Below are 25,851 nucleotides of genomic sequence, written 5' to 3'. Positions count from 1 at the left end.
GGCGGTACGCGGAGCCCGCCGGCCCGCCACCTGGAGAAGAAAACGCCTGATCAACCCGGTGTGGTGTCACTGCGGGTCCGCCTCCGGCGACGTATGGTGTGCTCTCATCGACGCGCCGGGGGCGGACTGTGACGGAGCCGGAAGCCGAACTCGGCATCTCGCTGTCCCACCGCGAGCGCGTCACGGACTGGCAGGCCGTGCGCGGCGCGCAGGCCCGGTTCGTCTCGGTGACGATCAGCGAGAACGTCAACTGGACCAGCCTGGCCGCGGAGCGGAGCATGCACGACGCCCAGGAGGCGGGCCTGCACGTCGGCGGCCGTCACTACGCGCGGCCCGGCGCGGTGCACGACCAGGCCGACCACTTCGTGCGCACCGCGAGCCGGCTCGGCGCGTTCTCGCCCGGCTCGCTGGCGCCGGCGCTGGAGGTGGCGGCGCCGAGCGTCGACGACCGGTTCATCAAGGCGTGGATCAAGTACGTCCGGCACGCGGCGCGGATCGAGCGCGTGCTGGTGTACGCCGACTACGACTGCTGGCAGCGCCGGCTGCACCCGGACCGCTGGGCCGACTCCGAAGTGGTGCTGTGGCTGATCCGCCACAACGGCATCCCGGGCCGGGCCGGCTGGTTCCACTCGCGGCTCGGCGTGCACCAGCACGCGTGCGCGCCGGACGTGCCGGGCATCGCCGGGCCGGTCGAGCAGAACGCCGTCGTGTATCCGTTCACATTGGGCGACCTTTTGCTGTAGGCCCGGTGACAATGTGCCCATGCGCGTGACGAGCAGGGCACTTCGGACGAACGTGACGCCGTCGCGCGCGCTGCTGGTGCTGACGGCTTTCGCGCGCTCCCGCGGACTGCCGCCGCCGGCGATGCTGTCGGGCGAGTGGTTCGGGTCACGTGCGGTGATCGCGCCGTCGCTTCAGGTGTCTCCCGGGCCCGTGACCTGGCCCGCACCGGCAGACGCCCCGCCGGGCGTGCTGGGCGGCGGCTGGTTCGGGTACCTGTCGTACGACTCGGCGGACCCGTCGCGGCGATCGGGTGCGCTGCCGCCGTCGGCGTGGGGCTGGGCGGACCACGTGCTGCGGTGGTCCGCCTCGGGCGAGTGCTACCTGGAGTCCCTGGACGGCGGCGGGCCGTCGGTGTCCACAATGGAGTCCCTGCTGGCCAGGCCTGCTCCGTCACTCTCCTGGGAGGCCGAGCCGCTACGACGTCCACTGCCGTCGGAGCACCGGGACGCGGTGAAGGCGTGCGTGCACGCGATCGAGGCCGGGGAGTTGTTCCAGGCGAACATCTGCAGCCGCTTCACGGGTACGTTCTCGGGTTCTCCCGCTGCGTTGTTCGCCGCCGGGGTGTCCACTTTGGCGCCCCGCCGCGGGGCCTTCCTGGCGGGCGACTGGGGATCGGTGGTCTCGTTCTCGCCGGAGCTGTTCCTGGCCCGCCACGGCCGTTCGGTGCGCTCGACGCCGATCAAGGGAACGCTCCCCCGGCGCGGCCCTTCGGACGACGGGAACGCGGTTCTGCTGCGTCAGTCCGCAAAGGACGTCGCGGAGAACGTGATGATCACGGACCTGGTGCGCAACGACCTCGGCCGGGTGTGCGAGGTGGGCTCGGTGACGGTGCCGTCGCTGCTGCGGGTGCGCCCGGCGCCGGGGGTGTGGCACCTGGAGTCGACGGTCTCGGGAGTGCTGGACCCCGCGGTGTCCGACGCTGCGCTGCTGGCCGCGACCTTCCCGCCGGGCTCGGTGACGGGCGCGCCCAAGATCCGGGCGCTGGACCTGATCGCTTCGCTGGAACCCTGCGGCCGCGGCGTCTACACGGGAGCGATCGGGCTGGCCTCACCGGCGGCCGGGCTGGAGCTGAACGTCGCGATCCGGACGTTCGAGATCCGCTCGGGGGAGATCGCGTTGGGGGTCGGCGGCGGCATCACGGCGGATTCGGACCCGGAGGCGGAGTGGCAGGAGTGCCTCCACAAGGCGGCGCCTCTGGAGGCACTCCTCGCTTCAAAGCCGTGAATGGCCCATTGAGGGACTTGAAGTCCCTCAATGGGCCATTCACGGCTTTACTTCGTCGGGTCCAGGAGGAGCTTGCCGACCGTGCCGCGCGAGCGCAGGGCCTCGTGCGCGCCGCGGGCGTCCGACAGCGAGTACTCGCCGCCCGGGATCGCCTTGAGCTTGCCCGCGAGCACGAGGTCGAACAGCTCGGTCAGCGCGGTGCCGAAGACGTTGCCCGGCAGGCGGAAGACGTGCGGCAGCCACATGCCGCTGATCGTGGTGCTGTGGCCGAGGATGTTGCGCAGGTCGACCGGCTTCGGCGACTCGCGCCCGGCCATGCCGTAGAACGCCAGCCGGCCGAACGCCGCCAGCGCGGCGATGCTCTGGTCGGTCGTCGTACCGCCGACCATGTCGAGCACGACGTCGACGCGGCGGCCGCCGTTGGCCTCGAGCAGCGTCGCCGTCATGTCCTCGGCGCGCGAGTCGACCGCGACGTCGGCCCCGAGTTCGAGGGCGAGCGCGCGCTTCTCGTCGTTGCTGGCGGTGGCGATGACACGGCCGGCGCCCCACGCCTTGGCGAGCTGCACGGCGATCGTCCCGACCCCGCCGGCGGCCGCGTGCACGACGACGGACTCGCCCTGCTCGAGGTGGGCGTTCTTGCGGAGCAGGACCCAGGCGGTCGCGCCCTGGACCAGCATGGACAGGGCGGTCAGGTCGTCGATGCCGTCGGGCACCGGAAAGGTGGTCGCCTCGGGCGCGACGGCCTTCTGGGCGTACCCGCCACCGCCGTTGAGCAGGGCGACAACGCGCTTGCCCTCGCGCGTGCGCCCGACGACCTCACCCCCGGGCACGAGCGGCAGCTTCGACGGCGCGAGGTAGCTGTTCTCGGCCTGGTGGGTGTCGGCGTAGTTGACCCCGATCCGCTCGACGTCGATCAGCACCTCACCGGGCCCGGCGACGGGATCCGGCAGTTCGACCGGCGTGAGCACCTCGGGCCCGCCGAACTCGGTCACCTGCACTGCACGCATTGCTGCCGTCCCTCCTGGCTGTTCACTGCTCGATGTGAGACATTCTGACATATGTCTCACTCGGCAGCGTTCGACCTCGCCCGCGACTGGTTCCTGACCGGCCGGCGCGTGGACATGGGCGAACTGGCCGAGGCGCTGTCGATCAGCCGGGCGACGTTGCATCGGAGGGTGGGCTCCCGGGACCTCCTGCTCGGGGAGATCCTGTGGTCGCTTTCTGCTGCCTCCATCGCCCGGCTGTGGCCTTCGTGCGTGGGGCGCGGGGCCGCCGGGGTCGCGGACTTCGTGAGCGGGTACGTCCGGTTCGCGAACGACTCACCGCCGTTCCGGGACTTCCTGCGGCGGGAACCTGAGCGGGCTCTGCGGCTGTTGACGACTCGGGCGAGCGTGTGCCAGCGGCGGACTACCGCGGAACTGGAGTCGCTGCTGTCGGCGGAGGTCACGGCAGGGCGGCTGGTGCCGCCACTGCCGGTGCCGGATCTGGCCTACCTCTTGGTGCGAATCGGGGAGTCGTTCGTCTACACGGACGTGATCACCGGGGATGCGCCCGATGCGGAGAAGGCGCATGCCGCGGTGACCGCGTTGCTGACCTGAATCGATCAGCCGCCGCCGAAGTTCTCGCCGCGATGTTATTTGCCCACAAAGGACTGAATATCGCTGAATGCATCTTCGACGATCCCCGCGAGAACGGGATCTTCCTCCAGTTCCCGAAGCCTGCCCAGCAGCGCCGGTCCGACCTCGTGATCCAGGCGGGCAACGTGACCGACGCACGTGACCGCGAGCGCTCGAACCTGCCCTTCGACTTCTGGCTCGAGGCACTCCAGCAGGAATCCCTGCAGCCAGCGCCGGTCCGGCTCGTTGTACGTGAGGGCGAGCAACGCGTCCGTCGCGTCCGCTACGCTTCCCTGCCGAACCAGCGCGACCATCCTCGAGCGCCAAGGTCCCTCTGTCATGCCAGCCTCTACCTGTTCGGGTCGATCAGCCCTTTGCGAATAGCTTTGTTCAGCACGCTGAACGCCTTGGCCATACCAGGGTCCGTGGCGATGTTTGAACGGACATGGCCGTGGAAGAGTTCGTTGAACCCGTCTTCGACCGTGCACCCACACGGCACCACCCTCGTGCGGTCGAGAATGACGACCTCCCCCTCACTCATGCCCACACGTCGTGGTGCCGTGTCCTTGATTTGCACCGAGTTCTCCAAAGCAGCCTGACCGTTCGCAGGCTCAGCGCTGTTGGGGCCTCGCGAGCTGGGGCGTTCCGAGCCCAAGTGCTTGCCGCTGGCGTCGTAGGATTTCTCACCGCAGTTGTGGACCAGGATCGCGACCGCGCTGGCGCCCACGTAGTAGTCGTGAGCCGAGTCCACTGTGAGGTCATAGACCGGCGCCTGCTGCTCGAAGTGCCGGACCGCCTTGACGACCACCGGGTGACCATCCGCCGAGCTTAGGTGCTCACCCGGCGTCAGCGAACCGATCGCTACCCAGCCGCCCGCTTCTTCCACCCAGACGGGGTGCCAGTCCGTGGCCACCACCGTGCCGCCCGAGTCCAAGGTGATCTCGGTGCGCTGGTTCTCGTCGCTGTGGACGAGCGTGCCCACTACCCTGTGCTGCTCGACCAGACCCGTCGCCGGGTCGGTCGTCTTGACCACGTCTCCGTCGTGGACCTGCTCGATCGGCTTGGTCGAACCGTCCGCCAAGAGCACCAGCGTTCCGGCGACGAAGCTGTGCAACGCGCACGACGCGCCGCTCTCCGCTCCCTTGGCTTCCTCGGCCCCGTGGGCCACCTCCGAAGCGGCCCGCTCCGCATCAGCCGCCGCGTTCGCGGCCTTGTCCGCGTCGGCCAGGACCTTCTCCGTGTCGACGATGACCTTCTCGGCCTTCTCCACCTCACGGCCGAACGTGACCAGGGCTTTTGCGCCTCGCCAGAAGTCCGCGATGATCTCGCCGGCCTTCAGGACCTTGCCCCACGGGATGAAGTTGATGATCGTCTTGACGCACGCGCCGAACGCGCCCTGGGTGACGCAGTCCTTGATGTCGTCCCAGCCGATCAAGCCCTTGACCAGCTCACCCGCCGCCTCGACGAAGACGTCCCACTTGGTCTTCTTCACCACTTCCTGGGCGGCTTTGTAGCCGGCCATGTTGACGTTCTTGTCGCGAACCGTCTTGTCGTACTGGTCCTTGCCGTTGCGGTGGTCGATCTCCGCGTCCGTGTGGTGGCCCTGGACGTTGCAGTTCTTGTTCCACGAACAGCCCTCGGCCTGCGGCGTGCCCGCGTTGCAGAGCAGGCCGTCCGAACCCATGCTGTAGCAGGCCGACAGGCCCGACGGGTCCGATTCCGTCGCCGGCGCGTTGTTGGCGTACGCGTACGCGTTCAGCGTCTGCGGGAGGTCCGGGGTGAGCACCGGGTCGGTCTTCGTGAAGCGGCCCGTTGTCGGGTCGTAGTCACGCGCACCGAGGTGCGTCAGGCCCGTGGTGTCCTGGTAGCCGCCCACGAAACCGTGCTTGTCCGGCCACGTGGACGTCTGCGCGCGGACGTTGCCGAACGGGTCCGTGTAGCGCTGGTTCGGCTGCAGCGTCCCCTGCGTGATCGACAGGCCGTTCGTGCCGTGCAGGTCGCCCAGCATCCACCGCAGGCCCGACGACCCGACCCGCTCGGCCACCTGCGCGCCGCCGTGGGAGTAGAACCTGATGGCCGTCGCCGCCTGTGTGCCCGCGGTCTGGAAGATCTCCAGGTCGCCGATCGACAGCGTCGCGCCGGTCGGGTCGTGGGCGATCAGGCGGTTGCCGTCCGCGTCGTAGACGTACGAGCTCGAGCCGCCGCTGTCCGTCTCGCTCGCGGTGTGGCCTTCGGCGTCGTAGGTGTAGGTCTGGGTGTTGCCGCCGACGTTGCGCGTCCGGACCGAGCCGGCCTCGTCGTAGGTGTACCCCGTGGTCGACGTGCCGGTCGGGCCGGCCGTGCCGGTGTCCTGCAGCGCGTGCGGCCGCACCGCCGCGGCGCCCGACGCCGGGTAGTTGTACGACGTCGTGACGTCCCCGGTCGCCTTGTGCTCGACCTGCGTCTTGCGGTTGCCGGTCTTGTCGAACGTGTAGGTGTCCCAGTACGGCGCCGCGCCACCCAGTGCCGACGACGACTTCGCCGCCGCGCAGTCACTCGACGACGGCGTCCACGCGTCCGTCATCCGCTGCAGGTAGTCGTAGTCGAAGCACTGGACGTCCGCCGCCGCGCCGGACGGGGTGTCGGCGATCTTCCGGACGTTGCCCGCCGGGTCGTAGGTGTAGGTCCGCTTGCTGAGCTCGGCCCCGACCTGCGTCTCCCGGCTGACCGTCGTGGTCTGCGCTCGCCGCGTCACCTCGTCGTAGGTCTGGGTCAGCCCGACGTTCGACGTGGAGGTCGCGCCGTCCAGCTGCAGCGTCGACATCTCGTTGAGGCTCGTGTAGCCGGTCGCCGACACCAGGTCCGTCCGCGCACCCGTCGAGGAGTCGAGCGCGTAGCTCGTCGCCGGCAGGCCGAGGTCGGTGAAGGTGTGGAGCACGTGCTCCTGGTGCACGTTGCCCGCCGCCGGGCTCACGGTCTCGCCGATCGCCCCGGTCGGGGTGTACTTCGTCGAGAACTCGTAGCTCCCCGCGAGCGCGCCCTCCGTCGACGGGATGTCGACGGCGGTCTTGGTCGGCCTGCTGAACCCGTCGTACGCGACGACGCGGTTCACGTAGGCGTTCGTGCCGTTCCAGCGGGTCGACGACACCGGCAGCCCGAGACCGTGCGCGAGCGTGTCGTACGACCAGCTCGCCAGCTGGGCGCCCGTGTCGGAGTCCTTGTTCTCGCGGATCTTCCGGCCGAGCGTGTCGTAGGTGTAGACCAGCGTCTGGTTCCGGGCGTCCGTGGTGGACTTGAGCTGGCCCGCCTGGTCGTAGGTGTAGGTCGAGCGTCCGGCGTCCGGGTCGGTCTGCTCGATCTTGCGGCCACGCAGGTCGTACTTGGTCGACCAGACGTTGCCCGCGGAGTCCTGCAGGGATGTCATCGCGCCGGCGGCGTTGTACGTGTAGTTCGTGACGTCGGCGGGGTTCGCCCCGCCCTGGGTGTAGCCGTTGGTGTACTGCAGCCGCTGGACGGTCTGCCCCTGCACGTCGGTGACCACTGTGGACGGTGAGCCACCCGCGGGCGGGATCGTCGTCGTGCGGTCACCCTGGTAGAGGGTGCTCGTCCGCCACTGCTCGACGCCCTTGGACATCAGGATCGACGCGGTGGGCCGCGCGCGGCTGTCGAACTCGGTGACGGTCTGCGCCACCACGGTGTTGTCCGCGGCCGCCACCAGGGTCGAGTTCGGCCCCGAGGCGTCGTTGAAGTACGGCGCGTTGCTCTTGAACTGCAGGCCGCGCGAGTCGAACAGGGTGTCGGAGACGACCCGGCCGCCGCCCTGCGCCGGCACCTGGGTCTGCCGGGCCCGGCCGAGGCCGTCGAAGATCGTGTACGCGTCGGTGTAGGAACCCGTGTCCTGCAACGTCATCGTGCGCACGAAGGTCGGGCTGGTCTGGCTCTCGCCGTATTCGAACTTCGCCGTCGGCGTGGCCGCCGAGCTGCTGCCCGGGTTCCAGACCGCGGTCTTGCGCCCCAGCGAGTCGTACTCGATGGTCGTGGTGACGCTGTTCACGTCGGCCGACGACGTCGGGTTGCCGCGCGCGACCTCGAGGTTGGTCGTCGACGTCCAGCCGAGCGGGTTGGTCGACGTGGTCGCGGTGAGCGGGCCGCCCGTCGCCGGGACGAACCCGGTCTTCGTCACGTTGCCGAAGACGTCCGTCGACTCGGTTTCGCGGCCGAGGTCGTCGTAGCTGTTCTTGGCGGTCGCGACGTAGTGCTTGCCCCCGCCGTCCCAGGTGTCGAGGGTGTCCTGCTCGGTGATGTCACCCTTGGTCGGCGGCTGCCCGACGGCCTGGTGGTCGTAGGCCACCTTGACGTCGGTGATGTTGTTCGTCGCCGTCTGCGTGCCGGCGCAGTTGCCGCCGAACATGGTGACCGTGCTCGACCGGTCGAACATCCCGGCGGTGTTCGCGAGGTAGGTCGTGTTGGTGCAGGTGTCGTCCGACGGCGTCGACGTGTCGCCCAGGTCCTCCTGCTGGGTCGTCATGCCGTTGTCGTCGAACTTCTTGTTCACCTGCGTGCGGCGGTAGGTCTTGCCGTCGGAGAGCAGGGTGCGGCCGCGCACCGTGGCGGTGTCGGTCATGTACGCCTTGAGGCGGCTGTCGGAGCTGGTCGCGGTCGGGCCGCGCAGCCACGGGTCGTTGATCGACGACGAGTCGATCGTCTTCCCGTCCGCCAGCTTCGTCCGCGATTCGCGCACGAAACCCTGCAACGGGTCCTGGTCCACGATGGACCCGCCGTCGGAGTCGGTGACCGAGACGTGCCGGGTGCCGGACGGCAGGTGGTCGCCGTCCATCCCGCGCAGGTACAGGGATTCGGTGACGGTCCGGGTCTTCCCGACGGCTCCGGTGGAGGTGGTCACGACGTCGTAGCCGCGCCACTGGTTCCAGGTGCGCCGGGTGTCCGGCGTGAACTGGCTGTCGTCGTAGTGCCAGGCGGCGCCGTCGACGGGGTAGTCGTAGTGCGTCTCGACCGGCACCGAGCCGCCGGTGAGGTCCTCCTCCTTGACGTCGACGACGACGTACTTGTGGAACCAGTCCAGCACCGGGTCCTTCGCCGCCGGCGGGCTCCAGTAGGAGGCGTAGCAGCGGTAGGTGTCCGTCTCGGGCGAGGCGGGCATGCGGCTGCCCGCGACGCAGTCCTGCGCCGAGTAAGCGACCGTGATCCGGCCGCCGGTCTCGGTGCGGATCTCCTTGAGGCGGCTGCGGGTGATCGCCGCGTACTTGTCGTTCAGGGTGTCGACGCGGTTGGCGAAGACGTACCGGTCGAACAGCGTCGGCGGCAGGGTGATCGGCGGGCTGCCCGCCTTGCCGCCCGCCTTGCCGGTGTGCGTGATCGAGTTCAGCCACGGCGCGGGCGGCGCGGCGTCACCCGAGCCCGGGTAGGACTGGACGAGGTCCCACTGGTCGATGTCGTGCGGCGTGGTGCCGGTGAGGTACTGGGCGTGGATCGCGGTCAGCCGCTTGCGCGTGAAGAACGCCGGTGCGCCGTAGTCGCAGGTCGCGCCCGCGGCGCAGATCTGGTCGAACGGGACGTCCGGCCAGTGCGACGCGTTCGCCGCGGTGAGCTTCGCCGGGGCGCAGTCGAAGGAGGCGTCCGCGACGCAGCGCTCGGCCGTGTCGAAGGTGACCTGGTTCGTCGGGCCGCTGCCGTAGACGCTGCCGTCCACCAGGCGCAGGCCGTACTCGACGCGCAGCGGGTAGCCGCCCGCGACGTACGACGTGCCGGCGGTGGTGACGTTCTGGTTCAGGCCGTAGGAGTTCGTTTCCGGCTGGTAGTAGAAGCTGCTGACGTTGCCGTGGGTGTCCACGGAGTAGTCGAGGTTCCAGCGCCAGCCCTGCTGGCACCAGGAGTGCGCGAAGTCGTTGGCCTTGTAGCAGTCTTCGCCGTCGTTGTTGCCGAAGACCGGGACCGTCCACGCCGACTGGGTCTCCGGCTTCCCGCTGGTCCAGCCGGGCAGGTGGTTGAGGCCGAAGTAGTACTGCGTGCCGTCACCGGTGGTGACGCGCCAGTGCTGGCCGTGGGAGACCCCGTTGGCCGCGCCGGTCAGCAGCTCCACTTTGGACCCGTCGTCGCTCTTGGGCCGCCACAGGGTGTCGTTGACCTTGATCAGCTGGGTGGACCGGCCGCCGAGCACGAGAGAAGCGTTGTCGAGGCTCCAGCACTGGTCGCCGGTCTTGGTCTGGCCGTTGTTGCCGCCCAGGTCCTCGCTGCAGCCCTTGTAGTTGCGCTCGATGAAGCCGCCGGGGGTGAAGTCCCAGCCGTCGCCGGCCCAGGACGCCTGGTTGTTGGTCGCCGAGGTCAGGCCGTCGATGCTGCCCGAGGAGTAGGACAGCGACAGGTTCGGGGCCGCGCCGTTCGGCGCCTTCGGCGTCGCGAGCGGGTAGCTGTAGGAGAAGTCGCCACCCGAACCGCCTGCCGACCAGTCGCCGGCGGCCGACAGCGGCAGCGCCGTGGTCGAGCCGCCCGAGCCGGACGCCGCGGCCGCGGCCGCCAGCACCTGCGTCCGCTGCGCGCCCGGGGTGACGTCGGCCGTCACCTGCCGCGTCTTCGCGTCGTTGCCCGCGCCTTCGATCGGCGTGCGCTCGCGGCACTCCGGCCTGTCCGGTGTGGACAGTGCGCAGGCCGGCAGCGTGTACAGCCGCAGCCGGTCGCTCCAGCCACCGCCGAACGCGCTCGCGAACCCGCTGTAGTCGAGCCCGACGTGGACCGGGCCGTCGGTGGCGCCGGTGACCGACAGCACGACGCCGTCGAGTCCCAGCGCCTCCGCCGCCTTGTGGTCGGCGACCTTGACGTGCACCTTGGCGGGCTGGGCCGCGGCCTTGACCCGGCCGAGGCGCACCGGCGTGTCCGCGGCGCGGACCTGCTGGGTGTCCGCGGCCGGCGCCAGGTCGACGTCGGTGTCCTTCGCGGCCGGCCAGACCGGCTGCGCGATCGGCGCGTTGCCGATCGCGATCGGCGGCAGCTTCTTCGCCGCCACCGGGCTGACCGGGACGCTCTTGTCCTTCTGGCCCGCCGGCACCGTCCAGTTACCGCCGGGCTTGACCGGAGCCGCGACCGCGGTCCCGCCGGAGGCGAGCATGACCGCCGCGAGCACCGCCGCCGTCGGCCGGGAGAACCGGCCCAGCCTGGCCCATCTGGCACTTCTGCGCATGGAAGATCTACCCGTTCTGCGAAAGTCGGGAAGGACTGGGAAGGATCAGGGGTGGTCGAGCACGACGTCGGCGTTGATGTGCTGCATGTCGAGCACACCGCTGTACACCCGGATGCCGCGGAGATCGCCGTACCAGTAGTCGGAGTCGGCACCCGTCCAGCGGCCCCGGCCGAGGAACAGGTCCTCGAGGTCGCTGGCACCGTTCCAGGCGGTCACGTTGTCGGCGCACTTGGGGCTGTAGATGTACGCGTCGGTCGTCGCGTAGACGCACACCCGGTGCGTGGTGGCGTCGTAGGTACCGGCGAGGTGCGTCCAGACGTTCGACTCCGCGTCGGCGTCGGGCAGCACGAACCACCCAGTCGGCTTGGCGGTGGTCGTGTCCGCGCCCGGCAGCACGAAGCTCCAGCGCGGGTGCCAGACGCCGTTCGCGTCCTGCGCACCCCGGTAACCGAGCAGGTACGGCGAGAACTGCGCGGAGTTCGGCGCGAGCGCGGTGCGACCGGGCTTGTCCACGCCGGCGGTGTTCGCCGGGTCCTGTTGCTTCGCCGCCGCGATGTCGGCCGCGGTCCAGGTGTGCTTGACCCAGGCCTCGACGGTGAAGCTCCGGTCGGACCGGAAGTTCTGCGGACGCGGCCCGTGGATCTGGCCGCCCACCTGGCTGCCGAACCGCGCCACGTTCGCACCGGTGTCGTCGGTCGTCATCGCGACCCCGCCGGACGGTGTCGCCGTCGTGCCGCTGACGGTGTCGGTCGTGGTGCCGTCGAGCTGGTAGTTCGCCCGCAGCACCGCGGAGTTGGCGAGCCCGGCGACCTCGGCGGCCGGCAGCGCGCGGTCCCAGACCTGGACCTGGTCGACGGAGCCGTTGAAGACACCCAGCTCCTGGTCGGCCACCTTCCCGACGGTGAACGGGCCCGTGCTGCGCCAGACCGTACTGGCCGGGATCGGCACCTCGGCGGCCAGCACACCGTCCACGTAGAACCGCTCCGTCCCGGCCACCGTGTCGTAGGTCCCGGTCATGTGGGTCCAGACGCCCACGTGCGACGCGATGGGCGTGGTCGCCCACCGCCAGCCCGCGGCGTTGGGGTCGGCGACGTCGCTGGTGCTCATGCCGAAGCCCATGGTGGTCGTGGAGTTGCTGAACTGGAAGGAATTGCCCCGCGTGCCCTGCTGCCCGAGGATCGTGTAGCTGGTCGCGGAATTCACCTTCACCCAGGCCGAGACCGTGAAGCTCTGCTTGCTGTCGACCACCGGCGCCGAGGTCACGGCGTAGCCCGGCCCCTGGTCGACCAGGGCCTGCCCGCTCCCGTGGCCGATGCCGTCGTCGGTGGCGGACTGGCCCGCCGAGTCCGAATACCCCTGGCCGTAGGTGAGGTTCTTCGTGGTCAGCACACCGTCGGTGCCGGTGGCGTCGGTGGTGTCACCGTCCAATGTGTACTCACGGACCGCGGACAACCCGGTCGGCATGCCGTTCTGGCCGTAGAGGGTCGTCACCTCCGACGCGGTGAGCGCGCGGCCGAACGCCGCGGCCTCGTCGATCGAGCCCTTGAACAGGGTGCCCCGGACCCCGGCGGACTTGGCGCCGCCGAGGACGAGCGGACCCGTGCCGCCCGCCGCCGTGGCGCTGACCGTCTGCTGGGCCTGGCCGTTGACGTACAGCGTCGCGGTGTGCGCCGTGGCGTCGTAGACCCCGGTGAGGTGGGTCCAGGTGCCGGCCGACGGCGCGGCGGTCGAGACCGCAGAGGTGAGCGTCGGGCTCGCGACGTCGGCGTTGCTCAGGCTGAACGCCCACTTGCCGGTTTCCAGGTACTGCAGGGCGAACCCGCTGCTCTGGTCACCGTCTTCGGAGAGCACGGCGCGGCGCTTGCTCAGGTCGGCGGCGTTGACCCAGGCCGACACCGAGAACGACTTCCCGAGGTCCAGCACCCGGGCGCTGGTCGCGAAGTAGTCGCCGGGCTGGTCGGTCACGGTGACGGCCTGGCCCAGCTTGCCGGCCGTGTAGGCGCCGGTGCCGGCACCCGCGTAACGCAGGCCCGCCTGCTGGGACCGCCCGTCACCCTCGAACTGCCAGGCGGCCACCGGGGCCGCGGCGTCCTTGACCGTGAACGCGTAGTCGACGCGGGTCGACGGCGTCTTCGCCCGGTTGCAGGCCCACGCGCTGAGCACGTGCGAGCCGGAGGCGCCGGGTGCGATCGCCGTGGTGCCGGGGCCGCTCAACGCCTGCGGTTTCACCGAGCCGGCCTCGGTGCCGTTGCAGCTCGGCGCGGCCGTGTTGTCGATCTTCCAGACGTAGTGGTCGACCGGAACCGCCGTGTTCGACGCGGTGAACGTGAAGTCACCGGGCCGGCCGGGGCCGCCGCCGTAGGCGCCGGACGGGTACGTCTGCGAGGCGACCACGGGCGCGGCGGGCGGGGTCAGTTCGACCTCGGCCTCGCACGGCACCGACCACGTGGTTTCCCGGCCGTCGGTGGAATGGGCGTCCCAGGAGTAGAAGCCGTTCGCGTTCATCTCCGTCTTGGGCAGCGTCGCGGCCGCGTTGCGGTTCGCCTGGTTGGTGTCGCTCACGATGTTGTCCGAGCCGAACTCCTGGCCGTCCCAGGTGTAACCGCCCTGGCTGACGAGTCCCTTGTAGACGCGGAACCGGGCGTCCAGGCCGTAGCCGTCCGGGTCGGAGACGTTGGCGCGGGTGATGTAACCGGTGCTGGTCGGGCCGAGGACCGGCCGCGACGCGCCCTGGACGCAGGGGTAGGACTGCGTGCCGTTGAAGAGCGCGAGGTTCGCCGGCTGGTTGGGCGGCGAGTTGTAGGTCACCGAGAAGCCGACCTGCGGCGAGTACCGCTTCCAGGTCGCGGTGTTGCCCTCGTCCGGCGAGACGATGCCGAACGTCCAGGTCGAGCCGGAGACCGCGGACTGGATGGTGCCCGTGATGTCGAACCCGACGTTCGCCGGGCAGCCCGACACGGTCGCGACGGTCTGCCACCAGGCCGGGCCGCTGTTGAACTTCAGCCCCGGGCTGATCCCGCCGGCCCAGACGATGTTGTTGCTCGCGCCGCAGTTGCCGGGGTTGGTGAGCCCGAGGCTGAGCTGGGCGCCGTAGATCTTCTTCCCGGCCAGTCCGCTGAGGTTCATCTCGACGAAGGACCGCGCGGTGACCAGGTGACCGCTGCAGCTGGAGCTGGGGTCGTTGTAGTACCCCGCGCGGAGGCTGTCGTCGGTGTCCCAGACCGCGTCACCCGGGGTCTTGCCCGAGCCGCAGGCGTACTGGACGAGGTAGTGGTTCCGGCCGCACCACGTGCAGAAGTTGTCGTGCCAGGTCGGGTCGACGTACACCGGGTACACCGTCTCGGCGCCGGTCAGCAGCTTCTGGTCGGGCGTCAGCGTGAGCTTCGTCCCGGCCAGGTCGACGCCGACCGCGGCGCGGTGACCGCCCGGCGCGGGGCCGCGGGTGAAGTCCTGCGCCCCGGCCTCGGCGCCGGAGGAGTCCCACATCATCGCCGGCGGAGCGGTGAACTTCTCGTCGCCCTTGGCGTTCCGGACGTGGAGGGAGCCGTCGGTGTCCTTCGTCACGGCGCCGTTCTGCACGGGGACACCGAAGTCGAACTTCGCCACGTTCTTCGCCGCTTCGGGCGTCTTGACCACGAGGACCTCGTGGACGGTGTCGATGTCGACCTGCACCCGCAGGTCGACACCCGGAAGGACCTCGGCGTAGGTGGCGGTCGACCCGGTGACGACCGGTTCGGGCAGCGCGCCGGGCCAGTCGAAGCCGGCCGACGTGCCGTCACGCGTCAGGCGCAGCAGCGGCTGCGCGCCGGCGGACTTGACCGCGCGCTGATTCCCTTGGGAGAGCGTGATTCCGGTGGTCGCGGCCTTGGGGGCGAGCACACCGTCCTTGGCCGCCAAAGTCGAGTCCGGGGCCACCCAGCCGCCGTCCCGCTTGACGCGCGTGGGCCGCACGTTCCGGGTCGTGGTGAACGTGCCGTCCGGGTTGGCGACGGTCTCCGCGGTTTCGGTCGTTTCCCCGGTGACCTGAACGCGTTTGCGGCCCTGTCCCGCGAATCGCGCGGCGGTCGCTTCGTCCGGAGCGGCGTCCGGCACCTGCGCGCTGGTGTCGGCCGAAGCCGGTGGAGGGCGCAAAAAAGCCGTGGCGGGAAGGATCCCGAACGCCACGGCCAGCACGAGGACGACAACACCCGGTCTGTATCTCAGCCCGGAAGAACGCACGACAACAGACACGCGAATGACCCCTCACTCCGCGACCGGACAGTCCCGGCCGCGCCCAGCAGAAACGATCGCCGATGATCGACTCCGGCGGTAGCGGCCGAACGGCTTAATCTTGATCTCACACGTCACAAGCCGTGCAAACAGGACATTTACGTCCTGGCGAATGGCCGTATTCCGGTGCGGCTACGCCTTTCGCGCGGCCAGCACCGCGTCGTAAAGCTCCTTTTTGGACACTCCAGTCGCCGCCGCGACCTCCGCCGCCGCGGACTTCAGGCGCTCGCCCGATGCCACGCGGTCGGCCACCTCGCCCACCAGATCGGCCACCGAGACCGAGCGCGGCTCGGCGCCCGAGAGGACCACCGTGATCTCGCCGCGCACGCCCTCCTCGGCCCACGCGGCCAGCGACGAGAGAGAGCCCCGCTTCACCTCTTCGTACGTCTTCGTCAGCTCGCGGCAGACCGCGGCCCGCCGGTCCGCGCCCAGCACCGAAACCGCGTCCTCCAGCAGCGAGGCCAGCCGGTGCGGGGACTCGAAGAACACCGCCGTCCGCGGCTCGTCGCGCAACGAGGTGAGCCACTTCGTGCGCTCGCCCGGCTTGCGCGGGGCGAACCCCTCGAAGCAGAAGCGGTCGCACGGCAAACCGGACAAAGCGAGCGCCGTCGTGACCGCCGACGGGCCGGGCAGGCACGTCACCGGGAGATCCTCCTCGACGCACGCCGCCACCAAGCGGAAGCCCGGATCGGACACACTGGGCATACCGGCGTCCGTCACGAGCACCACCGTCTCGCCCGCTCGTAACGATTCGAGCAACTTGGGCAGGCGGGCCGTCTCGACGTCTTCGTAGAAACTCACCACCCGGCCGCGCGGGGTGACGTCCAGCGCCGCGGCCAGCGACCGGAACCGGCGGGTGTCCTCAGCGGCCACGACGTCGGCCTCGGCCAGCGCCTCCGCCAGGCGCGGCGAGGCGTCGCGGACGTCGCCGAGCGGGGTAGCGGCCAGGACCAGGCGGCCGGTTGTCACCGATGAGCTCACCGGGCCAGCCTAGGCGGGTCGGCGGATCCGGACGACGTACGCCCTGTCCCGCCCGTAGGATCGCCCCGTGACCGCCGTGCTGACCCGTCCCGACGACGAAAGCGTCCGGCCGGGCCCGGTCGAGGCGCTCCGGCCGCCGACCGACCGCGAGACGACCCTGCTCGGCCGCGGCATGCCGGACGACCGGCTACGCGCCTGGCTCGTGACCATCGTGCTCACCGTGATCGGCGGCATCGTCCGGCTGCAGAACCTCGGCAGCCCGACCGACAAGGGCAGCCCGGTCTTCGACGAGAAGCACTACGTCCCGCAGGCGTGGCAGGTGCTGCGCAACGGCGGTTACGAGGACAACTACGGCTACGAGCTGGTCGTCCACCCGCCGCTGGCGAAGCAGCTGATCGCGGTCGGCGAATGGCTGTTCGGCTACAACGGCTGGGGCTGGCGGATCATGCCGGCGCTGGCCGGCACGCTCATCATCTTCCTGACCATCCGCATCGCGCGCCGCCTGACCCGCTCGACGCTGCTCGGCGGCATCGCCGGCATCCTCGTGATCAGCGACGGCGTCCTGCACCTGCAGTCGCGGATGGGCATGCTCGACATCTTCATCGCGCTGTTCGTGCTCGCCGCGTTCGCCTGCCTGCTCGTCGACCGCGACCAGGTGCGCACCCGGCTCGCGACGGCGGTGCGCGAGGGCTGGGTCAACGAGTCGGTGTGGGGGCCCAAGCTCGGCTTCCGCTGGTGGCGGTTCGCGACCGGGCTGATGATCGGGCTCACCTTCGGCGTCAAGTGGTCGGCGCTGTACTACATCGTCGCGTTCGGGCTGCTGTGCGTCGGCTTCGACGTCGCGGCGCGGCGCACGGCCGGCGTCGAGCGGCCCTGGCTGGGCACGATCCGCCGGGACGTGGCGCCCGCGCTGTGGGCGATCCTGCTCATCCCGCTCGTGATGTACCTCGGCGCGTACTGGGCGTGGTTCGCCAGCGAGACGGCGACCGACCGGCACTACACCGAGATCAAGGACATCGCGCCCGGCGCCTGGGGCTGGATCCCGGCGTCGCTGCGCTCGCTCGGCGACTACTCGGCGAACGTCCTGCACTTCCACGAAACGCTGGTCACGCCCAAGGACAACCCGCACCCGTGGGAGTCGAAACCCTGGACGTGGCCGATGGGGCTGCGCCCGATGCTCTACAGCTACGACGGCGACGTCACCGGCTGCGGCGAGTCCCGCTGCGTCAGCGCGACGATGCTGATCGGGACGCCGGCGATGTGGTGGCTGGCCATCCCGATGCTCGCCTGGTCGGCGTGGCGCTCGATCTTCCGCGCGGACTGGCGTTACGCCGCCGTCCTCGTCGGCTACCTCGGCGGGTACGTCTTCTGGTACACGAACATCGACCGGCAGATGTACTTCTTCTACGCGACGCCGCTGGCCGCGTTCCTCGTGCTCGGGTTGACGTTGTGCCTGGGCCAGATCCTCGGCAGCGCGAAACGCGGGTTCGAAAGACGCGGGACCGGTCTGCTCGTCGTCAGCCTGTACGTCGGGCTCGTGGTGGCGAACTTCGCCTGGCTGTGGCCGATCCTCAACGGCATCGCGATCACGAACGGCCAGTGGGAGGCCGAGCGCTGGCTGCCGTCCTGGCGGTAGCGCTCAACCTGCGAAGTACGCCCTCGGGGTGACGCCGACCGCGCGCCGGAACGCGGCGACGAACGCGCTCGCCGAGCTGTAGCCGACGCGGTGCGCGACCGTCTCCAGTGGCAGGTCCTGCGCCAGCAACGGCAGGGCCGCACGCAGGCGCACCTGGGTGCGCCACGTCCCGAACGGCATCCGGCACTCGCGGACGAAGATCCGCGCGAGCGTGCGCTCGGCCGCGCCGACGTCCCGGCCGAACTCGGCGAGGCCGCGCCGGTCGGCCGGGTTGGCCAGCACCGCCGCCTCGACGTCCCGGGCCCGCGGGTCGGCGGGTGACGGCACGACGATCGGCACGACGTCGAGCGGTTCCAGCAGGTCGAAGGCCACGGCCTCGGCGCGCAGCCGGGCGTCCGGGGCCACGCCGTCACCGGTCAGGTACTCCAGCAGCTCGTGCAGCAGCGGCTGGACGGCGACCAGCCGCGGCTCGGGCCACGACACCGGGCTGCGGTCCGGGTGGGCGTAGATCCCGCGCAGCGCCGCCCGGCCGAGCGCGCCGGTCCGGTGCCGGACGCCGGCGGGCATCCACAGGGCGCGGGTCGGCGGCATGACCCAGCCCGCGTCACCCACCTTGACCGCGATGACGCCGCTGGCGGCCCAGACGAGCTGGTGCAGCTCGTGCTGGTGCCACGGGAACCAGGTGCTCGCGGGCAGCGGCACCTGGCCGAGCAGCATGGCGCGGGGTTGGCCGATTTGCGACATCGGTTGGCAGCCTATCGGCTACCGGTCACCACGGTGTCTCCCTAACGTCGCAGTCATGCCGATGAACCTGATCCACCGCAAGATCTGCAGCTCGGAGAAGTGGGCGGCCACCGTCGAGGAGCGCCTGACGCCGTGGCTCGCGGAGCGGGAACTGGGTGACGACGTCCTCGAGATCGGGCCCGGGTTCGGCGCCACGACGAAGGTGCTGCTCAACGTCGTGCCCAAGCTGACGGTCCTGGAGATCGACCACGCCTCGACCGAGCTGCTGCGCGCGAAGTACGGCGACCGCGCCGACGTCGTCGAGGGCAGCGGCGCGGAGATGCCGTTCGAGTCCGGCCGGTTCTCCGCGGTCGTCTGCTTCACGATGCTGCACCACGTCCCGACCACGCAGCTGCAGGACGCGATCTTCGCCGAGGCCGCGCGGGTCCTGCGCCCGGGCGGCACGTACTGCGGCAGCGACGGCCAGCTCAACCTGCGGTTCCGCCTGCTGCACATCGGCGACACGATGAACGTCGTCGACGCGGGCACGTTCCCGGCCCGCCTCGAGAAGGCCGGCTTCGGGCAGGTGGACGTCCAGCTGGAGCCGAAGCAGCTGGTGATCTTCTCGGCCGTGAAGCCGGGCTAGCGGTGGTGCTGGCGGGGCACCACTCGGGTCACCGGGCCGTCCGCGGACTTGCCCGCCCTCGACAGCCAGCCCTCCACCTCACGCCGTACGGCGTTGAGCGTCGGGCGACGGCGCGGCTCGGGGTCCAGGGACGCCGCCAGCAGGCGGGCGTGCGCGCTGCGCTGGGGCAGCCGGGACACCGGTTCGGCCCGGGCCGCGGCCATCAGCGCGGCCATCGGGGTCTCACGGGTGCCTCGCGGCGGCTGGCCGGACAGCGCGTAGCTGATCGTCGCCGCCAGCTGCCAGGCGTCCGACGCCGGGGACGCCGTCGCGCCCATCGCCTGCTCCGGGGCGACGAAGTCGGGCGTGCCGATCATCATCCCGGTCGCCGTCATCTTGGAGTCGCCCTGGCTGCGGGCGATGCCGAAGTCGATCAGGTGGGCCAGGCCGCTGGGGTCGAGCACGATGTTCGACGGCTTGATGTCGCGGTGCAGGACGCCCTTCTCGTGGGCCGCGGCGAGCGCGCCCGACATGGTCGCCCAGAGGCGGCCGGCCGCGATGTCGTCGAGCGGGCCCTGCCCGTCGACCAGCTCGGCCAGCGGACGGCCCTCGAGGTACTCCATGACCAGCGCGAGCCCGTCGGGCTCCTCGGCCAGGTCGTACACCTTGACGCAGTTCGGGTGGCTGACCACGGCCAGCGCGCGGGCCTCGCGCTGCATGCGCTCGGCGGTGTCGCGGTCCGGCGCGTGCGCGATCTTCAGCGCGACCGTGCGGTTGAGCTGGGTGTCGACGGCCTGCCAGACCGTGCCGAAGCCACCGGCGCCGAGCTGCTTGACGCGCCGGTAGCGGCTGCCGCCGGCGTTGCGCGAGCCGGGCGGGGGCGGGATCGGGCCCGGCGCCGCGGCCAGCGCGCCCGCCATCGGCGGCGGCTCGGGCGCGGACGCCAGCGCCGTCTTCGGGTACGGCTTGTTGATCGGGGGCGGCGGCGGAGGCGGCGGGGTGGGCCGCGGCTGGACCTGCGACGGCGGCGGGCGGTACGGCTCCTGGTCGCGGCGCGGCGGCACGTCCGGCCGGTTGATGACCGACCACGGCGGCGGGCCGACCATCGCGACCGGGATCAGGCCCAGCACGCTGAACGGCAGGAACCCGAGCCAGAAGTGCAGCGCGGTGTTCGCCTCCATGCCGACGCTGAACAGCGCCATCGCGACGAACGGGATCCAGAAGAGGCGGGACGGCCACTTCGGACCGCGGCGGAACGCCGTGCGGCCCTGCAGCATCACGAACAGCAGCGAACCGGCCGGCAGCACGACGAAAGCCACCAGGTACACGAAGAACGGCAGGTCGTCGGCGCCGGTGCTGCCGGAGGAAAGCACGTCGAAGACGGTCTGACGGCCGCCCAGGTAGTTCACCTGGGAGTCGACCCAGCAGCCACCGGGCCCCTTCAGCGTCGAGACCTCGTTCGCGGACAGCCCGGACTTCTCGCCGGCGAACACCATGCGGTAGACGCCCGACACGCCGTTCGACAACAGCCACGGCAGCACCAGGGTGCTGATCAGGCCGATCGCGCCGAACACCGACAGGGTCGTCAGGTCGTACCGGTTGCCGGTGCCCTTCCGGATGATCGAGACGACCAGCGCCCCGATCGGCGGAAGCAGCGCCACGAGCGCGCCGGCCGCACTCGTCGCCCAGACCCATTCGCCGGGGCAGAAGCCCGGGCCGAACAAGGAATGGGCTAGCGAGAGCAACGCGCTCGCGAGTCCGTTCACCGCCGGGCTCCCCTCACTGTCCGTGTTCTTGTCGTACCTTCACGCGGGCATTTCCCCGCGGTCCAGCTTAGGACGCTCCCGGCCGCCGTTGGGTTGCCGGGTCTTTCCGGCGCGCGAATCCGGCGTGCCCGCCGTCCCCGGGTCATGATGGGGGCAGGCGGGACGTTCGACGCGAAGGAGCGGGAATGGGCGCGTACTCCGAGGCCTACCGGCGGAGCCTGGCCGAGCCGGAGGCGTTCTGGCTGGAAGCGGCCAGGACGATCAGCTGGACGAAGGCCCCGGAACGGGCCCTGGACGACTCCCACCCGCCCTTCTACCGCTGGTTCCCGGACGCCGAGCTGAACACGTCCTACAACGCGCTGGACCGCCACGTCGAGGCCGGCCGCGGCGGCCAGGACGCGCTGATCTGGGACTCCCCCGTGACCGGACAGCAACACACGTTCACCTACGAGCAGCTCCGCGACGAGGTCGCGCGGTTCGCCGGTGCGCTGGGTTCCCTGGGGGTGACGCGCGGTGACCGGGTGATCGTCTACCTGCCGATGGTCCCCGAAGCCGTGATCGCGATGCTGGCCTGCGCGCGGATCGGCGCGGTGCACTCGGTGGTCTTCGGCGGGTTCGCGCCGAAGGAGCTCGCGGCCCGGATCGAGGACGCGAAGCCGAAGGTCATCCTGGCCGCGTCCTGCGGGATCGAGCCGACGCGTGTCGTCGAGTACAAGCCGATCATCGACGCCGCCCTCGAGCTGACCGAGCACCAGCCGGACCACGTCGTCGTGCTGCAGCGCGACCAGGCCCCGGCCGAGCTGTCCGAGCGGGACGTCGACTGGCGGGAGCTGGCGGCGAACGCGTCGCCGGCCGAGCCGGTGCCGGTGAAGGCGACCGACCCGCTTTACATCCTCTACACGTCCGGGACGACCGGGAAGCCCAAGGGCGTCGTCCGCGACACCGGCGGCCACGCCGTGGCGCTGGCCTGGTCGATGGACGCGATCTACGACGTCCACGCCGGCGACGTCTGGTGGACCGCCTCCGACGTCGGCTGGGTCGTCGGGCACTCCTACATCGTCTACGCGCCGCTGCTCGCGGGCGCGACGACCGTGCTCTACGAGGGCAAGCCGGTCGGGACGCCGGACGCGGGCGCGTTCTGGCGGGTCATCGCCGAGCACGGCGTCCAGGCGCTGTTCACCGCGCCGACCGCGCTGCGGGCCATCAAGAAGGTCGACCCGGACGCTCGCGAACTGGAGAAGTACGACCTCAAGCAGTTCCGGACCCTCTTCATGGCCGGCGAGCGGCTCGACCCGGAGACCTACCACTGGGCGCACGAGAAGCTGGGCACGCCGGTGATCGACCACTGGTGGCAGACCGAGACGGGCTGGCCGATCGCGGCCAACCTCCGCGGCCTGGAGCCGATGGACGTCAAGCCCGGTTCGGCGACCAAGCCCGTGCCCGGCTGGGACGTCCGGATCCTCGACCAGGCCGGCGACGAGCTGCCCGCGGGGCGCGAGGGCGCCATCACGGTCAAGCTGCCGCTGCCGCCGGGCTCGCTGCCGACGCTCTGGGGTGACGACGAGCGCTACCGCGAGGCCTACCTCTCCCGCTACGACGGCCACTACCTGACCGGCGACTCCGGGTACCTCGACGAGGACGGCTACCTGTTCGTCATGGGCCGCACCGACGACGTCATCAACGTCGCCGGCCACCGGCTTTCGACGGGTTCGATGGAGGCGGTGCTGGCCTCGCACCCGGCGGTCGCGGAGTGCGCCGTGATCGGCGTCGCCGACCAGCTCAAGGGGCAGCTGCCACGCGGGTTCGTCGTGCTGAAGGCGGGCGTCGACACACCCGAGGACCAGCTGCGCGACGAACTGGTGGCGCTGGTGCGCCGGGACATCGGGCCGGTCGCGGCGTTCCGTGACGTGTCCATTGTGGACGCGCTGCCGAAGACGCGGTCCGGGAAGATCCTGCGCAAGACCATGCGCGCGATCGCCGACGGCCGCGACGAGGCCGTGCCGTCGACCATCGAGGACCCCGCCGTGCTGGACGCGATCCGGGCCGCGCTGCGCACTTCGTAAAGTACCGTTCCAAATTCACCGGCTGGTCTGTACCTTTGCGAGGGAGTCCCCGACCGGAGGTGCCCTGATGCGCTTGTCCAGAGCCGTCTTGACCGCGGCTGTCGTGAGTCTGACGGCAGTCGGCCTGCCCGCCGCCACCGCCGAAGCCACGCCGGCGGCTCCTGAACGGAGCGTGACCGACGTCGTCCCCGCGCCGGTGTCGGCGAAGGCCGATCCCCGGTCGGACTTCCGGCTCACGCCGTTCACCGTGATCAGCGCCGACCGCGGCGCCGGCCAGGTCGCGGACTACCTGCGCGGCCTGCTGCGCCCGGCCACCGGCTACCCGCTGCCGGTCGTGCCCCGCGCGTGGGGCCTGCCCGCGATCTCGCTCGAACTGGGCCACGACGCCCGGATCGGCACCGAGGGTTACCAGCTGAAGGTCGCGCGCGACGGCGTCAAGCTCAGTGCCAACACCGCGGACGGCCTCTTCGAGGGCGTCCAGTCGCTGCGGCAGCTGCTGCCGTCGGCGATCGAGGCGAAGCGCGTGCAGCACCGGACGTGGACCGTCGCGGGCGGCACGATCCTCGACTACCCGCGCTTCGGCGAGCGTGGCGCGATGCTCGACGTCGCGCGGCACTTCTTCCAGCCGGACCAGGTCAAGCTGTACATCGACCAGATCGCCCAGTACAAGCTCAACACGCTGCACCTGCACCTGGCCGACGACCAGGGCTGGCGCATCGAGATCAAGAGCTGGCCGAAGCTGGCGACCGTCGGCGGCAAGACGGCCGCGTACGGCGACCCGGGCGGCTACTACACGCAGAAGCAGTACAAGGACATCGTCGCGTACGCCGCTTCGCGGCACATCACGGTGATCCCGGAGATCGACATGCCGGGCCACACGAACGCGGCGCAGTCGACCTACGCGGAGCTGAACTGCGACGGCAAGGCCGTCCCGGTGCGCACCGACACCGAGGTCGGCTACAGCTCGCTGTGCATCTCGTCGCCGATCACGTACAAGTTCGTCGACGACGTCGTGCGCGAGCTGTCGGCCATCACGCCGGGCCAGTACATCCACATCGGCGGCGACGAGGCCCACGCGACCCCGCCCGCCGACTACGTGACCTTCCAGCAGAAGGTGCAGCCGATCGTCGCGAAGTACGGCAAGAAGATCACCGGCTGGCACGAGATCGCCAAGGGCACCCCGCCGGTGTCGGCGATCCCGCAGTACTGGGACTTCGGCGGCGAGGACGCGTCCGTCGCGGCCGCGGCGGCCCGGGGCAACAAGATCCTGATGTCGCCGGCGAACTACGCCTACCTGGACATGAAGTACGACGAGTCGACCCCGCTGGGCCAGGACTGGGCGGCGCTGGTCGAGGTGAAGGACGGCTACAACTGGGACCCGGCCTCGCTGGTGGACGGCGTCGGCGAGAGCCAGGTCGCGGGCGTCGAAGCTCCACTGTGGACGGAGACCATCCGCACGAGCGACGACATCGAGTACATGGCGTTCCCGCGCCTGCCGGGCATCGCGGAGATCGGCTGGTCCCCGAAGTCCACGCACAACTGGGACGCCTACCGCCTCCGCCTGGCAAAACAGTCCCCCCGCTGGACCCTCCAAGGCATCAACTTCTACCGCAGCCCCCAGGTCGACTGGAAGTAGCTCCAAGTCCGTGAATGGCCCATTGAGGGACTCTAAGTCCCTCAATGGGCCATTCACGGCTTTACCCCAGGTGGGCGTGGATGGCGCGGCGGGCCACGGCGTAGGGGGTGGTGGTGCCCGTGAGGACGGAGTCCGCGTTCGCCGCGCGGCCCAGCGCGTGCAGTTCGAAGGCCAGGACTTCGGGGTCCGTGTCGACGTGGCCCAGGGTCACCGCGTCCAGCGCCGTCGAGCGGATGAAGGTCGCGAACGAACCGTTCGCCGCCGCCACCGCGTCGTGGACCCGGCCCGGGCGCGCGTCGAACTCCGCGCCGACGTTGAAGAAGAAGCAACCACCCGGGAAGACGCGCTTCTCCGAGTAGTCCAGCCAGTTCTCGCAGATCGCCCGCAGCCGCGGCAGCCCCGGCGGCACCTCCGCAGCCGGTGTCACGACGTGCGAGCGGAAGATCTCGAACGCCGCTTCGACCGTCGCGAGCTGCAGGTCCTCCTTGGAGCCGAACAGCGCGAACACGCCGCTCTTGCTCAGCTCCAGCTCGGTGGCCAGCCGGCCGAGGGACAGCCCGTCCAGGCCGTCGACCGACGCGACGTCCACCGCGCGCCGGAGCACCAGGCGGCGGGTCGCGTCGCCGCGGGCCAGCCGCCCGTCAACCGGCATGCCGCGCCCGCCAGCGGTCCACAGTGGACTGGATCCCGTAGCTCCACTGCTCGGCCAGCGCGGGCGTCGCCAGCACGCGGTCGGCGAACTCCAGCGCGGCCCCGACGTGCTCCGGTGGCAGCTGCCCGTAGTTCGCGAACGTGATGACGTACACCTCGGCGACCGTCGGCGCGTCCGCGCGCTCGACCAGCTCGACCGCGCCCGACGTCGGCACGATGCCGGTCCGCAGCACCCGCAGGTACCACCCGGAACGCCCCGTGTCGATCATCGCCGGGGTGATGTCCTTGCGGCCCGTCTTCATCGCGAGCTTGAAGCACGGTGACCGCGGCTGGGAGACCTGCACGAGCGCGTCACCCCAGGCCCAGACGTCCCCGATCCGCACGTCGTCCTCGGTGAGCCCGGACAGGGAGATGTTCTCGCCGAAGTCGGCCGTCGACACCTCGAAACCGTCCTCGCGCCAGGCCGCGTAGTGCTCGGCCGGGTAGACGTAGACCGCCTTGTCGGGCCCGCCGTGCACGGCGAGGTCGGCCTGCCGGTCGCCGTCGAGGTTCAGCTCGGTGAGCTTCAGCTCCGGCGCCGTGACCAGCGCCTTGGTGATCCCGCTCAGCACGGGCAGCTCGCGCCGGTACCCCAGCACACTCGGTTCGCCCACGTAGACGCTGTCGACGTTCATACCTCGAAGGTAGCACGACCGTTCGTGTTG

At 70.6% G+C, this 25,851-nt stretch carries 16 protein-coding genes; 7 read left to right on the top strand and 9 right to left on the bottom strand.

The features are described 5' to 3' along the window. Positions 1-128 precede the first annotated feature (128 nt). Positions 129-743, top strand: a complete 615-nt coding sequence (locus tag ACIOD2_RS08775) for a glycoside hydrolase family 25 protein (RefSeq protein WP_400536033.1) — start codon at positions 129-131, stop codon at positions 741-743. A gap of 19 nt (positions 744-762) precedes the next feature. Continuing rightward, positions 763-2,007 carry an aminodeoxychorismate synthase component I gene (locus ACIOD2_RS08770; RefSeq protein ID WP_400536031.1) on the top strand — a complete coding sequence of 415 codons (1,245 nt, stop codon included), beginning with the start codon at positions 763-765 and terminating at the stop codon, positions 2,005-2,007. 47 nt (positions 2,008-2,054) lie between these two features. Here ACIOD2_RS08770 and ACIOD2_RS08765 read toward each other — a convergent pair whose 3' ends face one another. Further along, a complete protein-coding gene (locus tag ACIOD2_RS08765) occupies positions 2,055-3,014 on the bottom strand; it encodes a zinc-binding alcohol dehydrogenase family protein (protein ID WP_400536028.1) in 960 nt (319 codons plus the stop codon). Positions 3,015-3,065: 51 nt separating this feature from the next. Between ACIOD2_RS08765 and ACIOD2_RS08760 the strand changes: the two genes are divergently transcribed. Continuing rightward, entirely contained in the window at positions 3,066-3,605 is a 540-nt protein-coding gene (locus tag ACIOD2_RS08760; protein ID WP_400536026.1) for a QsdR family transcriptional regulator, read from the top strand. Between the two features lie 35 nt (positions 3,606-3,640). On the opposite strand, the gene ACIOD2_RS08755 is transcribed toward ACIOD2_RS08760, so the two are convergent. The 4 genes from ACIOD2_RS08755 to rsmI form a co-directional block, all read right to left on the bottom strand. Continuing rightward, positions 3,641-3,937 (bottom strand): hypothetical protein, encoded by a 297-nt coding sequence (locus ACIOD2_RS08755; RefSeq protein WP_400536024.1) that lies wholly within the window; start codon positions 3,935-3,937, stop codon positions 3,641-3,643. A gap of 35 nt (positions 3,938-3,972) precedes the next feature. Then, positions 3,973-10,797, bottom strand: coding sequence for an RHS repeat-associated core domain-containing protein (locus ACIOD2_RS08750; RefSeq protein WP_400536022.1), 6,825 nt, complete (start codon positions 10,795-10,797; stop codon positions 3,973-3,975). Positions 10,798-10,842: 45 nt separating this feature from the next. After that, on the bottom strand, positions 10,843-14,889 hold the full coding sequence (locus ACIOD2_RS08745) for a LamG-like jellyroll fold domain-containing protein (protein WP_400536019.1): 4,047 nt from the start codon (positions 14,887-14,889) through the stop codon (positions 10,843-10,845). A 309-nt stretch (positions 14,890-15,198) separates the two neighbouring features. Then, complete coding sequence (rsmI, locus tag ACIOD2_RS08740) at positions 15,199-16,035, bottom strand: 16S rRNA (cytidine(1402)-2'-O)-methyltransferase (protein ID WP_400537957.1); 837 nt, start codon at positions 16,033-16,035, stop codon at positions 15,199-15,201. A gap of 79 nt (positions 16,036-16,114) precedes the next feature. Here rsmI and ACIOD2_RS08735 point away from each other — a divergent pair, with 79 nt between their 5' ends. After that, entirely contained in the window at positions 16,115-17,683 is a 1,569-nt protein-coding gene (locus ACIOD2_RS08735) for a dolichyl-phosphate-mannose--protein mannosyltransferase (protein ID WP_400536016.1), read from the top strand. Between the two features lie 3 nt (positions 17,684-17,686). Here ACIOD2_RS08735 and ACIOD2_RS08730 read toward each other — a convergent pair whose 3' ends face one another. Next, entirely contained in the window at positions 17,687-18,400 is a 714-nt protein-coding gene (locus ACIOD2_RS08730) for an AraC family transcriptional regulator (protein ID WP_400537955.1), read from the bottom strand. Between the two features lie 82 nt (positions 18,401-18,482). Between ACIOD2_RS08730 and ACIOD2_RS08725 the strand changes: the two genes are divergently transcribed. Next, positions 18,483-19,052: a class I SAM-dependent methyltransferase gene (locus ACIOD2_RS08725; protein ID WP_400536013.1), complete on the top strand. Its 570-nt coding sequence runs from the start codon at positions 18,483-18,485 to the stop codon at positions 19,050-19,052. Here the strand turns inward: ACIOD2_RS08725 and ACIOD2_RS08720 are convergent. After that, positions 19,049-20,797 (bottom strand): protein kinase, encoded by a 1,749-nt coding sequence (locus ACIOD2_RS08720; RefSeq protein ID WP_400536010.1) that lies wholly within the window; start codon positions 20,795-20,797, stop codon positions 19,049-19,051. The genes ACIOD2_RS08725 and ACIOD2_RS08720 overlap by 4 nt on opposite strands. A gap of 185 nt (positions 20,798-20,982) precedes the next feature. Between ACIOD2_RS08720 and ACIOD2_RS08715 the strand changes: the two genes are divergently transcribed. Both ACIOD2_RS08715 and ACIOD2_RS08710 read left to right on the top strand, forming a co-directional pair. Next, positions 20,983-22,860: a propionyl-CoA synthetase gene (locus tag ACIOD2_RS08715; RefSeq protein WP_400536007.1), complete on the top strand. Its 1,878-nt coding sequence runs from the start codon at positions 20,983-20,985 to the stop codon at positions 22,858-22,860. Between the two features lie 67 nt (positions 22,861-22,927). Continuing rightward, the gene (locus ACIOD2_RS08710) at positions 22,928-24,496 is read left to right on the top strand and encodes a beta-N-acetylhexosaminidase (protein WP_400536005.1); all 1,569 of its coding nucleotides are present in this window, start codon (positions 22,928-22,930) and stop codon (positions 24,494-24,496) included. A gap of 61 nt (positions 24,497-24,557) precedes the next feature. Here the strand turns inward: ACIOD2_RS08710 and ACIOD2_RS08705 are convergent, their stop codons facing one another. Together ACIOD2_RS08705 and ACIOD2_RS08700 are read right to left on the bottom strand one after the other, a co-directional pair. Next, complete coding sequence (locus tag ACIOD2_RS08705; protein WP_400536003.1) at positions 24,558-25,148, bottom strand: TetR/AcrR family transcriptional regulator; 591 nt, start codon at positions 25,146-25,148, stop codon at positions 24,558-24,560. Beyond that, complete coding sequence (locus ACIOD2_RS08700; protein WP_400536000.1) at positions 25,138-25,821, bottom strand: MOSC domain-containing protein; 684 nt, start codon at positions 25,819-25,821, stop codon at positions 25,138-25,140. Before ACIOD2_RS08700 ends, ACIOD2_RS08705 begins: the two co-directional genes overlap by 11 nt. Between the last annotated feature and the right edge of the window lie 30 nt (positions 25,822-25,851).

The sequence above is a fragment of the Amycolatopsis sp. NPDC088138 genome, assembly GCF_044741685.1.
GTDB lineage: Bacteria > Actinomycetota > Actinomycetes > Mycobacteriales > Pseudonocardiaceae > Amycolatopsis.
This window is presented reverse-complemented; position numbering and strand designations above follow the sequence as displayed.